We start from the raw sequence: 13674 nt of genomic DNA, 5'->3' as shown, positions 1-13674 counted from the left end.
AGGGTGCTGCGACAGCTTGAGGATCCAAATCAACTAATCATTCTTTCAGCCTATTCCGCCATTCAGCACTATAGTCTAATGCGGTTTCCAATGTACAAATCTGGACAAAGTGCCTGCGGCACGATAAATTTTGTAACCTGCAGAATCATCCGCAGGAACTTAAACTCTCCTCAACCTCCCGAAGGAGTGCCAGCGGCACGGATGATAGCTCCTCTACTTGAAATGAATAAAATGCCTTTGCCACACTTGAAAACCATCAGGAAAATCGCTTTTAGCCCCTTGAAGTTCTTTAATTAAGGCTGACATCCCTTTAAGTGTTTGCCTTAGGGAACTGTCAATTTCCATTATGGAGTAAAATGCCCCCAACTTTTCAGCTTGATCCTTTTTCTGCTTACTATCGAAGAATAATGGTAGGGTGAAACCATTCACATCGGCAGTGAGAGGCAAAGACAGCATAAAATGAAAATAGGAATGAGGAAACTAGACCAGCTTCAAGTTTTTGCAGTCCGGAATCTGACAGTCTCCATAAAGCACTAGGGAATGGCTGGTGATGGCTGAAGAAAATTCCTCGCCCATGGCTTCCTTGATCAGGTTTATCCGCTCATCGGAGAACTCACGGATTTTGCGGCACTGGTTGCAGACATGATGATCATGGTGCTTGTAGGTGAGTGCTTGCTCATATAAGGCTACCTTATCCTTAAATTGGTGCTTGACGGCCAGCCCACATTCCACCAGCAGGTCCAGTGTATTGTATATGGTCGCGCGACTGATAGAATAACCTTTATTTCTCATACGTAAAAAAAGCCCCTCCACATCAATATGCTCATCTTGTGGCAGCGCGTAGAGTTCATCGATCACCGAAAATCGCTCAGGTGTCTTTCTACTTCCCTGCCTCAACAAGAAATTTTCAAAAATTTTCTTTGCTTTATCTACGATTGACTTTTCTGCCATAGCTTTTAATTTACCAAAAAATAAAGATGGTGCATTTTTTGGATTATGTCAAACCTAGCCCATCTACAGCGGTTTATTAATGCTAATTTGCTTTCAGTCTAAATTAGCTTTGGCGATTTTTTGGCAAGCTTTCCATATTTGATAGCAATTCAACCCTCCCAACCAATCCAAAATCCTTCCCAGATTAAAGGTCTATGTTTTTATTTTAAAGTGATAGTGCTAAATTAGTTATGTATGACCCTGACAAGACTATTCATCCTTTTTCTTACAACCATTTTTTTTGTTACCTCACCACTTTGGGCACAGGTGCCTGGTTTCTATTTAAAAAAGGACCAAAAGCAAGTCAATATCCCATTTCTCAATTATAATAACCTCATCATTGTCCCCCTTTCCATCAATGGAGGGCCTGAACTGAATTTTTTATTGGACACCGGGGTAAAGTCAAATATTCTATTTAGCAAGTCCATTGGTGATGAGATTGGACTTTACTATACCCGCACCCTTAACCTGATGGGAGCAGACGGAAAAACAGTACTAACGGCCTTGGTTTCCCCCAATAATTACTTTGATGTTGGGCCTGTAGAAGGAACGGTACAAGCCATACTGGTGCTAGAAGAAGACTTTTTGGAATTGGAGCGGGTAATCGGGGTGCCGATTCATGGCATCATTGGGTATGAGTTTTTTAAATATAATCCAGTGAAAATCAACTATGATACAGATATCATTACTTTTTATCGACAGGATCGCTTGAACTGGCGGCCTTTTGGGTACAGAAAGATCAGCTTAGATTTTGACAACTTTAAACCTTACGTAAAGAGTACGATAGACCAGATCGATGGACCGGAAATTCAAGGCAAATTGCTAATAGATACCGGAGCCAACCACGGCTTACTACTCAATCGAGAAACTTCCGAAGAGATCGTGCTTCCCCCCGAGCATATCGAAACCGACCTTGGGAGATCACTGGGAGGCGACTTATACGGATATGCTGGCAGGGTACGGAAATACAGCTTAGGCAACCTGAATTTTCGAAAAGTCATTACCTCCTATCCTGATGAAACGGAATTTTCTTCCATTATCATCGAATCCGGAAGACTTGGGAGCCTGGGTTCGGATATATTGTCTCGCATGACGCTGATCATCGACTACACCCGGGAGCGGATGTTGTTTAAAAAGGGGGGAGATTTTCACAAACCTTTCGAATATGACATGAGTGGGTTGAAGATACGGCTGACCAGTTTAGAGGAGCGGCGGTTCTATGTGAGCAGTGTTCAGGAAGACTCTCCAGCTTCCCGAGAAAACTTCAAAGCAGGTGATGAAATTTTAGCCATTAATTTACTTCCCATTGAATATTGGGACTTATCCGGAATCAATGATTTATTGCGTTCTGAGCCAGATAGAAAAATATTATTTACTATCAGAAGAAATATAAATGGCATAATCATGGAACTGGAAAAAGAAATCACCTTGGAAAAACAATTATAAATATGAGTTTTTTGTATTATTGAGGATAAAAAATACCAAATAACCAATCGATGCGAAGTAATACCGCATCAAAACATATTTTTCTTAGAGATCGTCGATGGAGAAGAAGAGAAGAAATATAGAACCTGCCATGTTTACTTTCAGGAGGTTTGGCGTAGGAGAATACCACTGTATTTACCAAACCGGAGCATTGCATGAGTTTACGGATCATTCAAGCCCCTTAGATTTTTCATCATCATTTTTGTGTTTACCTTTTCCAGCGCTGGAGCATATTTACCATTATCTGTTGATGGAAAGAAAAGTAAACACTTTTCTGTTCTCCAAAGAGGACACTTATGTGAATGTTAGCCTGCAGGGCAATGTCATTCGAGAAGGTTCTGCTTCCATATTAAACATACTGATTACACCAGACAACTTCGTAGAAACGTTAAATTTAGAATGGATATATGACCGTGAGGAACATAGATTTTACCGTCATGCCATTAATCCAACACCAACCAAAGAAAAAATAGCTGACCTCCATTCCGAGCTTAAACTCCTTTTTGGAGAGATAGAAAAAGCCGATTTGGAAGCTTTTTTAAATGCTCCTGAGCAAGATGTTTTTTACGTTGGAAGTGAGAAGGATTATCCATTATTTAAAAAGCACATTAGTGGCAATCGGTTTTACCTGATCTCTGAATCATATCATTCCGATTTACAAAAGCAGCCTCGTTTTATCCCCTTAAAATCTGATCAAATTCTTAAAAACTATCCAAAAACTCTATTTTATGAGTATGAGATGGACGGAACAGACATGTATTTTTGTGGGGATACCGAACAAATGTTTGGGTATGATGAGCAAGAGCTTTTTTCATTAAGCAAGAAATATTGGGAAGAATTGATCCATCCAGAAGATCGAATCAAGAGAGGAGAAAAATTTTTAAAACATTTGCAGCAGTTGGAATCTTGGTATCGTATACGGCACAAAGATGGCCGGTACATTTTTGTCCATGATCACATTTATTCCTATTTCGATGAACAGACAGGAAGCCGTAGAGTACTGGGAAAAATCAAATTAGGATCCAAATGGAAATATAGGGAGGGCATTGAACTGAAGGAAAAATATACTTTTAAGGAATTGGCCGATTGCATGCCGGATTTAACCTTTAAGTATCATTTCGATAAGGAAGGAAAGGCAAAAATTAGCTTCTTGAGTAATTCTCCTGAAGATACTTTGGGTGTAAAAGAAGACTTTTTCAAGAAAAATTTAATAGAAATCATCGAATCCATTGATCCGAATGGGGAAGGAACAGACGGCTCCTCATTTCCAAAGGTAAATGGAAAATCATCTGATGACAATACCCCCATCATGCAAGTGCTACTTCCCAATCATCAAATCAGATGGCTTTATCCTAAATCAAGACCTATTAAGAACAATAAAAATGGTCATGCCTTTGTGTGCAGTATTGTGGATATGACTTCATTAAAATCCATAGAACATGAGGCCAAAGGTCTTCAAGAGCCTTCTAGCGCCGATTATGACTATATCCCGTTGGTGATATTTCAGTATGATAGCCAAGGTACCATACTCAAGGCCAACAATACCCTGTTCCAAAAAACGCAGACCAAGGATAAAAGTAAATTTATCGGAAGGAATATCCATGAAATTTATGCCGACTCGCCCATCTACAACACCCTCCTAGAAGGATTGGAAAGGGGCTTTGCACGGTATGAGGGGCCATTTATATCCTTCTTGAGCAAAAGCAAATATTATGTGGGCCTGACGGTGCGAAAATTGGCAGACGAAGAGTCCTTTCAAGCTGTTTTTGAAGACATCAGCGAAAAGGATTTTGTGCAGCGGATTTTAAATGATGTGGCCGCTATTTCAGCCCATTATAGTGATAAAGAGTTTTTTAATCAGCTGGTGGTTTTGCTATCCCAAAAACTGAATTTCACCTATTGCCTAGTAGGTGAGTATCTTCCTGAAGAGCAGAAGGTAAAAAGTATCGCGGTCTCCAAATCAGGAAAGCTCATCCCTAATATGGATTACAGCATCCATGGCACCCCCTGTTTTCAGGCCATCAATGGCACAGGCGATGACAATGTCGTTATCGTGCCCAACCACGTAGCGGAGCTGTACCCAGAAGATGAATTCTTGCGGGAGGAGCAGCTCATATCATATTGTTCCACCGGTATCAAAGATAAAAAAGGGAAAAAGCAGGGTATACTAGTTCTGGCAGACCAAAGACCAATTTTTAACCAAAATATATTGATCAACATCATCTCCATTCTTGGAGACCGGGCCGGAGCAGAACTTCAGCGGATTCGCTATGAGAAAGAGCTAGTCGCTTCACAGCAGCTTTATAAAAGCATTGCGGAGAATTTCCCGAAAGGCACCATCGATGTACTTGACCGCGATCTAAGGTATATTTATACGGAAGGGAGCGAATATCGCCATCTGCAGATCAATCCCAAAAGCCTTATCGGAAACCTTCACTTGGCCAAATACGATCCGGATGTAGCGGCACATGCCAAAGCAAACCTCGAACGGGTCTTTGAAGGGGAAACGGTGACTTATGAGATTGATTACCAAGGAGAAAACTATAAAAAAATCGGAGTACCGCTTCGGAATGAGCAGGGAGAAGTGAGCCGGGCACTATTGGTGACACAGAATATTTCGGCATATAAAATGGCAGAAGTGGAGCGGGAGAAGCTGATTCGGGACCTTTCCAGCCACAATGAGGAATTACAGCATTTTGCTTACATCGTTTCCCATAATTTACGTGCACCGATAGTGAACATAACTTCTTTATTGGACCTCATTGATGAGGAGAATCTGTCCCAAGAAGAAAACAAGGAGTTATTTGACAGCCTTAGGGATTCCACTGCCATCCTAAACACCACGTTGATGGACCTCATTGAGGTGGTTTCGATCAAAAAGAAAAAGCTGATCAAAGTGGATCAAATTAACTTCCACAATATCCTGAACAATATCGAAAAAAGCCTCTTTCGACAGCTGAAGGACGCCAAAGCGACTATTCACAGGGATTTTATGGCGCCGGAAATCAATTATGTGTATAGCCACCTGGAGAATTTTCTGCTCAATTTTATGACCAATGCCATCAAATACCGCCACCCTGATCGATTGCCGGAAATATGGATCTGCACACGCATGGAAAAAGATAAATGCAGGATCGATTTTAAGGACAATGGGATCGGTATAGACCTGGACAAATATGGGGACCGCATATTTGGGCTGTATCAGCGATTTCATAATCACGTCGAAGGAAAGGGGCTGGGGCTTTACCTGATCAAAGAACAAATCCGGTCCCTCGATGGAGACATTACCGTGGAAAGCACCGAAGGGGAAGGAACGACCTTTTCCGTCCTGCTAAAAAACCTGCCGATCCCCTGATCACTCCATTTTGGCGAAAACTTCCCCTTCCCACTTTAGGGGCAAGAATGCTTTTTTTTAAACTCTTTCCATTCTTTTGCGTGAGAATACCTAAATTCGAATATTCCCATCCAAATGACTAGGGAATCATTCAAAATTTAATGCTCCGCTTACCTGAGGGGAGCAAATCACAAACGAGATACTCTTAAATATCAATTATAAGCACATGAAAAAAGCAATTATTCCAATTTTAATTTTGGTAGTGGTGGGTATTTTTGTCTATACCAAGGCGGTAGGAACCTACAACCAATTTGTTCGCACAGAAGAGGACATCAACGGTAAATGGGCGGAAGTGGAAACCCAATATCAACGAAGGGCCGACCTTATCCCCAATTTGGTCAATACCGTGAAAGGTTATGCTGACTTCGAAAAAGAGACGCTGGAAGGAGTGATCAATGCTCGGGCAAAGGCCACTTCCATTAACCTGAATGCTGATGATCTTAGCCCTGAAAAGGTGGCCCAATTTCAACAAGCTCAGGATCAATTGGGCGGGAGCCTCAGCAGGCTAATGGTCGCCGTGGAACGGTACCCGGATTTAAAGGCCAATCAGAACTTCCTCGACCTTCAGTCTCAGCTCGAAGGGACAGAAAACCGAATAGCAGTAGCCAGGCGAAACTTTAACCAATCCGTACAAGCCTATAATGCCAATTTGAGGCAGTTCCCCAACAACATCTTTGCGGGGTGGTATGGCTTTGAGAAGAAAGGTTACTTCGAAGCTGCCGAAGGTGCTGAAAATGCGCCTACTGTAGAATTTTAAATAGACTTACATTGCCCGGCTCAAACCGGGCATTCTTATTAAAACGATCAGGCCATGGCCGAAAAATTATTTTCCAAGGAAGAAAAACAAAACATCGTAGCAGCCATCAAAGCTGCCGAACTACAGACCTCTGGCGAAATCCAGGTTCACCTGGAAAGTCACTGCAAGGGGGACGTGTTGGACAGGGCGGCAGATGTATTTGCCATGCTCAAAATGCACAAGACCAAACTCCGAAATGGCGTCCTCTTTTACCTGGCAGTAGAAGACCATAAGTTTGCTGTGTTGGGTGATGGAGGCATCAATGCTGTTGTGCCCAAAGGGTTTTGGGATGAAATAAAAGAGGAAATGGTAAAATGCTTCAAAGAGGGCAAGTTTACCGAAGGACTCGTCACAGGCATCAAAATGTCCGGCAAAGCCTTGAAAGAACATTTCCCCTATGATGCTGACAGTGATGAAAACGAACTCTCTGATGAAATTTCCTTTGGATAATATGTGGTTAAAAAAATACGCTTCACTCCTATTCTTATTTTTACTGGCCAGTCAGGTCCTCATGGCGCAAGGGGATTTTCCCGAACGCCCCAATCCTCCCAAGCTGGTCAATGACTTCACCCAAACCTTATCTTCCTCCGAGCAAACGGCCTTGGAACGAAAACTGGTGGCCTATAACGACAGCACCTCCTCCCAAATCACGGTGGTTTTGTTAGGATCTGTAGGGCAATATGACATCAGTGATTATGCTTTTCAGCTGGGTGATAAGTGGGGAATTGGCCAAAAAGGAAAGGACAATGGCCTGCTCATTCTGGCGGCCATGAAGGACAGAAAGGTCTTTATCGCGACCGGCTATGGCCTGGAAGGAGCCGTTCCGGATGCCTTGGCCAGGAGAATTGTGGATAATGTGATCGTTCCGGCGTTTAAGCGGGAAGCATATTTTGAAGGATTGGATCAGGCCACCACCATGATCTTCAAATTGGCCAGTGGAGAATACGACGCCGAAGATGTAGCTAAAAAAGGCAATAGCGGTGGCGCGGTATTTTTCATCTTGATCTTTATCATCATCTTCATCATTATTCCCCTGCTCAAAAACAGAAATGACAACGATAACCACATGGGTGGCCGAGGAGGCGGAGTAGACTTGTTTACCTCATTGATGCTGATGAACCTGCTGGGAGGCGGCCGCCGTGATGGTGGTGGCTTCGGTAATTTCTCCGGTGGAGGCGGAAGCTTCGGCGGAGGCGGTAGTTTCGGCGGCTTTGGAGGCGGTAGCTTCGGAGGGGGCGGTGCCGGCGGAAGCTGGTAACATCCCTTCAGTGAAACGGTAGAAATCTGACATGCTTTTCGCCATTTAATGGCTTTCTAAGGTCCTTTTGGGAGAGAAATCCCCATGCTTCCTTTTTGGCAAACAAGGAACTGATGGAAGGGGTTTGCTGTTTAAGGAATGATATTTTAGAAATAGCAATCATAACCAATCGCATATGCTGAATTTTGAATTTAAGAATCCAACGAAGATCATTTTTGGCCAGGGCCAAACCGCAAAAATAGCTGATGAGATCCCCGCTGGAGCGAAAGTGCTCATGACATATGGTGGAGGGAGCATCAAAAAAAATGGGATTTATGACGCGGTAAAGGACGCACTTAAAGATTTTGAAGTCATTGAATTCGGAGGAATTCCCGCCAATCCAGCATATCATCAGTTGTTGGATGCGCTCAAGATCATCAAGGAAGAAGGCATTACCTTTATGTTGGCCGTGGGAGGAGGCTCAGTGATCGACGCGACCAAGTTTTTATCGTCTGCAGCACTGTACGACGGTGAAGAGCCATGGGACATTTTGGCCAAAAAGATCCGAACGGAAGAGGGACTGCCCTTCGGCACCGTCTTGACCATTCCAGCCACCGGATCGGAATCCAACTCAGGGGCAGTAATCTCCAATCACCAGACGGGAGAAAAATTTTCGATGGGCGGCCCGGGATTGTTCCCGCAGTTTTCGCTGCTTGATCCCACCGTCATCCGGACCCTTCCCCAGCGGCAGCTAGCCAATGGAATCATGGATGCATTTTCCCATGCGCTGGAGCAATACATGACCTATCCGGTAAAAGCTGGATTGCAGGATCGTTTTGCAGAAAGCATCATGCAGACGTTGATAGAAGTAGGGCCACAGGTAATGAAGGATCCCTCAGACTATGATGCTGCGGGGGACTTTATGTGGTGCTGTACCATGGCACTAAACGGACTTATCCAAAAAGGAGTACCCACCGACTGGGCCATCCATGCCATGGGGCACGAGCTGACGGCCCTCTACGGCATCGACCATGCGCGGACCTTGGCGATCGTGGCTGGCAGCCATTACCGCTACAACTTGGACAGGAAAAAAGCTAAGTTGGCCCAATACGCAGAGCGGGTTTGGGGCATCGTGGACGGTACTGCAGAAGAAAAGGCATTGGCCGGCATAAAAAAAACTGAAGCATTTATTCAATCCTTAGGCATTGAAACGCAGCTTTCAGCCTATACGGACACGTATAAAACAGCCGCCAAGGAAATTGCCGATCGCTTCACCAGCAGAGGCTGGACAGGCTTGGGCGAACACAAGGATCTAAGTCCAGCAGACGTCGAGAAAATAGTCGAAATGGCTTATTGATAGCAAAGTCCCCACCACGGATCTTGGAAAAATAAGCACCTGAATGTCTTTGATGTCAGGTCATTCATAAGCCCCAAAAAACACCTTCGAGGTGTTTTTTGGGGCTTATTTTTTTGCTTTTACTGCAAACTAGTGGATTGATGGTTTAATTTTTAATAACTTATGATAAGAATTTCACCAAAAAAGAATTTTCGGTATTCGTTGCCCTGAAATAACCTTTTACCTCCACCATACATCAATCACACGATCATGACGAGAAATGAGTTTTTAAAAAGATCAGGGATTTTGGGTGCATCCATGGTGCTGCTGAGCGGTTTTGGCTGGAAGAATGCCGACCCACTTTCTTCGGCCAAGAACCTGCGTATACGTCTTCCTAAAGAAGGCGAAGATCTCATGGGATACATTACCAATAAAAAAGGGACTTTTGACCTTGACCTTTACCGCCAGCTTATCGGGGCAGCAAATGCCTTCAAAGAAGGTGACGCTACCCTAGGTCTGGCTGCCGAAGATGAGCAGTCCCGGAAGCATGCCCGGATGCTTTTGGGAAACACCAAAATCAGTGACATTACGGAACACTTGGTATATAAAGATGAGCTTTACGACCTGATCGTAAAGACGACAGATCCAGCCATACTCCAAAAGATCAATTCGTGGACAATGGGTGAATTAAAGGATTTTCTACTTCGGGAAGAGGAACCAGAGATCAAAAAGATCATGCCTGGATTGACCAGTGATATCATTGGCTGCGTGGTGAAATTGATGAGCAATGAGGAATTGATAACGGTCAGCCAAAAGATCTTTAACCCTTTGCTTGGCTCCAAGATTGGTAGTAAAGGTTATTTCAGTGCCCGCATTCAGCCCAATTCTCCCACAGATAATATTGACGACATTGTATGGCAAGTATTTGACGCCTGGTCTTATGGTGTAGGGGACCTGGTACTGGGAACCAATCCAGTATCCAGTGAAGTAGCATCGGTAGGGAAAGTCGAAGCAGCCCTTCATGACCTCTTGGTGACTTTTGGATTGGAAAAAACACTTCCAAACTGTGTCTTATCACACATAGATGTGCAAGCAGCAGTGGAAGAAAAGCAGCCCGGTACGACAGGCATTTGGTTTCAGAGCTTAGCCGGAACAGTGGGGGCCAATCAGACGTTTGATGTCACCCTCGAAAAAATGCAAGATCACATGACCAGCAGGAATGGTCAATATGGCCTTTATGCAGAAACCGGCCAAGGGGCAGACTTTACCAATGGTCACGGCGAAGGCTTCGATATGGTGCTTCATGAATCTCGGAAATATGGTTTTGTAAGGGCCTTAAAGGCTCAATTGGAAGAAGGAAAAGCCGATGGTGAAAAGCCTTGGGTCCATGTAAACGATGTAGCTGGATTTATCGGACCGGAGGTCTTCAAGACCAAAGAGCAGCTTGTCAGGTGCTGTTTGGAAGATACATTGATGGGAAAACTTCATGGTTTATGCATCGGATTGGATATATGCTCTACTTTGCACATGGATGTGGATTTAGCTGATTTAACCTGGTGCATCGATGAGGTAATGCCGGCCAACCCAGCTTATTTAATGGCCCTACCGACCAAAAATGATCCCATGCTAAGCTATTTGACCACCTCCTTTAGTGACCATGTCCGGGTTCGGGAGAAGTTTGGCTATAAAGTAAACGATGCCATGTGGCATTTTTTTAAACGTATTGGGATCATTGGTGATGATGACCAGCCCACCATTCATTTTGGGGATCCCACATGGGTTTATTATCACTATTGTTTGGCCAAAGGTGACCTAAGAAGCCGGGAAGAGATTTTTGCTGATGGGAAAAATAAAATTCGTGCCATTCGCCAACGAGGTGTTCCCATTGCGGAGGGCTATGGTGATCATATCTGGGATTTGGAGCCACAACTGGCCCAGCAGGTACAGCAGCTCTATGATGATGCCAAAATTAGCCTGTGGACCGAAATGCCCTCGTCATTTATCCAAGGAATCCCATTGGCAGTGCCCATAGTGACCCAGTCTAAGAACCGGAAGGATTATGTATACCACCCTGAAACCGGAGAAAAATTAAGCCATGAAGCAGTAAAAATGCTCCAAAAGCATATGGCTAATTGGCAGGATGAGACTCCCGATGTGCAAGTGGTCATTTCGGATGGATTAAATGCCCGAGCCTTGATGGACAGTGGACACTTGGATGATTACTTGAAAGCCATTGGTCCTGCCCTTTCGGAAAATGGATTTCGGGTAGCAGAACAGCCAATTGTGATCAGACATGGACGGGTGAGGGCCGGGTATGCATGTGGCGAGCTGCTATTTGGAAGTACAGGAACCAAGGAGGGATGCAAGGGCATTTTGCACATCATCGGTGAGCGCCCAGGCTCAGGGCACCATAATTTTTCGGTTTACCTGACGGCTGCCCATCCAGCCACTTGGGGACAAAAGGGGGCAATAGACCATGATATTTCTCGGGTGATTTCGGGGATATCCGATTCTTCTCTGCAGCCAAAAGAGGCTGCCAGGCAAACCTCCCTTATTTTAAGCCAACTGTTCAAAAAATATGAGGCTGTCTCTTAAATCCACGTTATGCATGACGCAGATTTAAGAGACAGCAGTTCCATCACATCGGCATTTGCCTTAAGGTTATTCCCCCATTACATTCATCTTGGCCACATAGAAGTTGCGGTCCACGATAAGTGTTGGTGATGCTATGTCCAGCTTTTTGCTTTGCCATTGGGTAGTAGGCTCAAGCCAAACTTCCTTTCCATCGATCCATACTTTTACGGGCATGTCAAAGCTTTTAATGACATTTTCCCATCTATAAGCCAACGTGCCATCCTTTATGGTGTAGCTAAAAACTGGAATACGGATGTCCCGAAGGTATTGGTCAAATACGGGATCCAAGTTCATTTCGGCCTTGTCGCTGATGTAGTCTTCGACCTGCTTGGTGGTGACCGTTTCGTGGTAAAATTCCCGATTGAGCCCCCGGAGGATTTCACGCCATTTTTCATCATCATTGATGAGTTGGCGAATGGTATGGAGGAGGTTTGCTCCTTTGTAGTACATGTCCCCTGAGCCTTCGTAATTCACACCATAAGTACCGATGACCGGACGGTCGTTATTAATGGCCATGCGTGTACCCAGCACATAATCACTGGCGGCTTCTTTGCCATAGAAGTAATCCAAAAACAAATTTTCGGAATAAGCTGTAAATCCTTCATGGACCCACATGTCCGCCACATCTTTGTTAGTGATGTTGTTGGCAAACCACTCGTGGCCGGATTCATGGATAATGATAAAGTCAAACTTCAATCCCCAGCCTGTTCCGCTGAGATCCCTTCCAAGGTATCCATTTCCATAGGCATTGCCATAGGTCACGGAACTTTGATGCTCCATACCCAAATAAGGTACTTCCACCAGTTTATAGCCATCTTCATAAAAAGGGTATGGCCCAAACCAATGCTCAAAAGCTTCCATCATGCGTCTGGCATCCTTAAACTGTTCTTTGGCCTTTTCCAAATTTTCGCGAAGCACATAATAATCCATGTCCAACGCCCCTTTTTCGCCTTGGTACGTTTCAGAGAAATGGACATAGTCTCCGATGTTGATGTTGATCCCATAATTGTTAATAGGATTTTTGACTTCCCAAGTATAGGTTTTGGTGTTGGCCTTGCGGTTGTGCTTGGTGTCGATTAAGCGGCCGTTGGAGACATCCATGAGGTTTTCGGGCACCTCCACTTTGAGCACTACCCCATGGTCGGGCTCATCACTGGGGTGGTCTTTGTTTGGCCACCAAACACTGGAGCCGATCCCCTGGTTGGCATTGGCAATGAACGGAAGGCCGTTGCTGTCCTTTTGCCAAGTAAGTCCTCCGTCCCAAGGTGGGCGCTGTGCCACCACGGGTTTGCCGGAAAAGAAAAAGGTAATGTCGTAACTTTTCCCTTGCTCTTGGGCTTGGTTTAAGGTGATAAAATGGGCACTTCCATCATGCTCAATTGGAAGCTCTTCGCCATTTTGAACGGCTTTGGTAAGTTTCATGGGTGCTTGAAGATCGATTTGCATGCGATCAGGTTTGCCCGTCACCTTATAGGTCATGGTATTGCTTCCAGAAAGGTACTGCTTTTCGGGCTCTACCTTGACTTCCAAGGTATAATGCTCCAAGTCCCACCAGGCCCTTTCCGGTGTTATGGTACCCCGCAAGGTGTCCTGACGGGTAAATGTTTCCCCGTGAGGGAATAGTTGGGCCCTGGCCACGAAACTAATCGTCAATGCCCCAACTAATAAAATCGATTTCATCCAGTTCATACTAAATAGGGTTGGTTTCTAACTTAACTTACTAAATTAAGCTTTATTCTACGGTAGTGACAATTGATTTATATGAGTGGAGCCAGGAAAATTTTCGTGAAGCAGGACCGCTT

At 44.4% G+C, this 13674-nt stretch carries 9 protein-coding genes; 7 read left to right on the top strand and 2 right to left on the bottom strand.

Going from position 1 to position 13674, the window contains the following annotated elements:
• Positions 1-480 precede the first annotated feature (480 nt).
• Entirely contained in the window at positions 481-951 is a 471-nt protein-coding gene (locus tag ECHVI_RS05715; protein ID WP_015265009.1) for a Fur family transcriptional regulator, read from the bottom strand.
• Between the two features lie 234 nt (positions 952-1185).
• On the opposite strand from ECHVI_RS05715, the gene ECHVI_RS05710 reads away from it, so the two are divergent.
• The 7 genes from ECHVI_RS05710 to ECHVI_RS05680 all read left to right on the top strand — a co-directional run bounded on the left by ECHVI_RS05710 (position 1186) and on the right by ECHVI_RS05680 (position 11833).
• The gene (locus ECHVI_RS05710) at positions 1186-2436 is read left to right on the top strand and encodes an aspartyl protease family protein (RefSeq protein WP_015265008.1); all 1251 of its coding nucleotides are present in this window, start codon (positions 1186-1188) and stop codon (positions 2434-2436) included.
• A gap of 97 nt (positions 2437-2533) precedes the next feature.
• Positions 2534-5830, top strand: coding sequence for an ATP-binding protein (locus ECHVI_RS05705; RefSeq protein ID WP_052331407.1), 3297 nt, complete (start codon positions 2534-2536; stop codon positions 5828-5830).
• A 205-nt stretch (positions 5831-6035) separates the two neighbouring features.
• Positions 6036-6626, top strand: a complete 591-nt coding sequence (locus ECHVI_RS05700) for a LemA family protein (RefSeq protein WP_015265006.1) — start codon at positions 6036-6038, stop codon at positions 6624-6626.
• A 54-nt stretch (positions 6627-6680) separates the two neighbouring features.
• Positions 6681-7115 carry a TPM domain-containing protein gene (locus ECHVI_RS05695; RefSeq protein ID WP_015265005.1) on the top strand — a complete coding sequence of 145 codons (435 nt, stop codon included), beginning with the start codon at positions 6681-6683 and terminating at the stop codon, positions 7113-7115.
• Positions 7096-7923 (top strand): TPM domain-containing protein, encoded by an 828-nt coding sequence (locus ECHVI_RS05690; RefSeq protein WP_015265004.1) that lies wholly within the window; start codon positions 7096-7098, stop codon positions 7921-7923. The genes ECHVI_RS05695 and ECHVI_RS05690 overlap by 20 nt, the downstream gene beginning before the upstream one ends.
• Before the next feature lie 175 nt (positions 7924-8098).
• The gene (locus ECHVI_RS05685) at positions 8099-9259 is read left to right on the top strand and encodes an iron-containing alcohol dehydrogenase (RefSeq protein WP_015265003.1); all 1161 of its coding nucleotides are present in this window, start codon (positions 8099-8101) and stop codon (positions 9257-9259) included.
• A 249-nt stretch (positions 9260-9508) separates the two neighbouring features.
• Entirely contained in the window at positions 9509-11833 is a 2325-nt protein-coding gene (locus tag ECHVI_RS05680; protein ID WP_015265002.1) for an ethanolamine ammonia-lyase, read from the top strand.
• 66 nt (positions 11834-11899) lie between these two features.
• Here the strand turns inward: ECHVI_RS05680 and ECHVI_RS05675 are convergent, their stop codons facing one another.
• Positions 11900-13561, bottom strand: a complete 1662-nt coding sequence (locus tag ECHVI_RS05675; protein WP_015265001.1) for a M1 family metallopeptidase — start codon at positions 13559-13561, stop codon at positions 11900-11902.
• Between the last annotated feature and the right edge of the window lie 113 nt (positions 13562-13674).

This window comes from Echinicola vietnamensis DSM 17526 (genome assembly GCF_000325705.1).
Taxonomy (GTDB): Bacteria; Bacteroidota; Bacteroidia; order Cytophagales; family Cyclobacteriaceae; genus Echinicola; species Echinicola vietnamensis.
Note: the sequence above shows the minus strand (reverse complement) of the source record. Positions and strands in the feature narration are given on the sequence as shown.